Below are 1243 nucleotides of genomic sequence, written 5' to 3'. Positions count from 1 at the left end.
GTAATGACAACAACATACCTATCACAAGACACAGTTCTAAGTGAAGTTAATCAAGAATTTTCATCAATGGAATATGACCTACAATCACAAATCGAAAGTGTAAAAACAAGTCATCCTGGATATGACGAATATATCATAAACAAAGAAGGAGAAATTGGTCATAATACCCACGAACTTTTATCCTATATAACTTCAAGATGTGGAGAAGTAAAATCAGCGTCTGAAGTAAAAGGAATTTTAAAAGAACTTTTCGATAAGATGTATAAGCTTGATTTTAAAGAAGAGATTGAGATTAGAACAAGAACAGTAGCAAGAACTAGATATGATAGTCGTGGTAATCCTTATACTAGCTATGAAAAAGAAGAGTACGAATATAAAAAGTTAATTGTAACTTTAAAGAAAAAAGAAATGGATGAAGTTGTTAGGGAAATATTTAAGGATTATCCAGACAATGTAGTTCATTATGAAGCTCTTCTTGAAGCTAAGGGAAATATGGGAGATGTTTTTGGATCAGGTAACGGTGACTTAGGAGAAATAGTAGACAATCCAAACTTTGGAAATCCTGGGCTTGCTTTTGATTCAGCTACTGCCAAGGCTCTTTTTAATGAAGCAGAAAAACATATAGGCAAAAGATATGTGTTTGGAGCAAGTGGACCATCTAACTTTGACTGTTCAGGTTTTGTATGTTGGTCATTCACAAAGTCTGGTGTAAAGAGTATGCCAAGAACAACTGCATGGAGAATATACAAAGACTATTGTAATCCAGTAAGTCCAAGTGAAGCTCAACCTGGAGATATTATATTTTTCCACTCAACATATAACAGTGGAACACCAATATCTCACGTAGGAATATACGCAGGTAACGGAATGATGATTCACGCAGGAGATCCAATTCAATACACATCAATAAATTCAAAATATTGGAAATCACACTTTTATGGTTTTGGAAGACCAAGATAGAAGGGAGATATTATGTGAACAGAAAACTTATAAGTATTAGGAATAAAAAGAAAAAAATAGAAGAGAAATTGAAAGATTTAAATGCAAAATACAAGGAAATTTGCGATGAAGAAATACAAGTTGAAAATGAAGAAATCATTGTAACTCTTAGGAGAAACAATATTAGCTTGGAAGAATTAATGGAGAAAATCAATGATAGAAAAAGAGAAGAAAAATTAAAAGAAAAGGAGAACATTCATAATGAAGAAATTTAATACGAACAGACTAAGAGCCTTTTTATGGC

2 protein-coding genes are annotated in these 1243 nt (G+C 32.3%); both read left to right on the top strand.

Annotation, left to right across the window (positions count from 1 at the left end):
• On the top strand, positions 1–960 hold a 960-nt coding region (locus tag HMPREF9131_RS05555), incomplete at its 5' end, for a C40 family peptidase (RefSeq protein ID WP_036744455.1).
• Between the two features lie 14 nt (positions 961–974).
• On the top strand, positions 975–1214 hold the full coding sequence (locus HMPREF9131_RS05550) for a hypothetical protein (RefSeq protein ID WP_001080402.1): 240 nt from the start codon (positions 975–977) through the stop codon (positions 1212–1214).
• The last annotated feature ends 29 nt before the right edge of the window (positions 1215–1243 follow it).

It is taken from the genome of Peptoniphilus sp. oral taxon 836 str. F0141, assembly GCF_000179335.1.
GTDB classification, from domain to species: domain Bacteria; phylum Bacillota; class Clostridia; order Tissierellales; family Peptoniphilaceae; genus Peptoniphilus_A; species Peptoniphilus_A lacrimalis.
The sequence above is the reverse complement of the archived record's forward strand: the minus strand, read 5'-3'. Positions and strand labels throughout refer to the sequence as shown.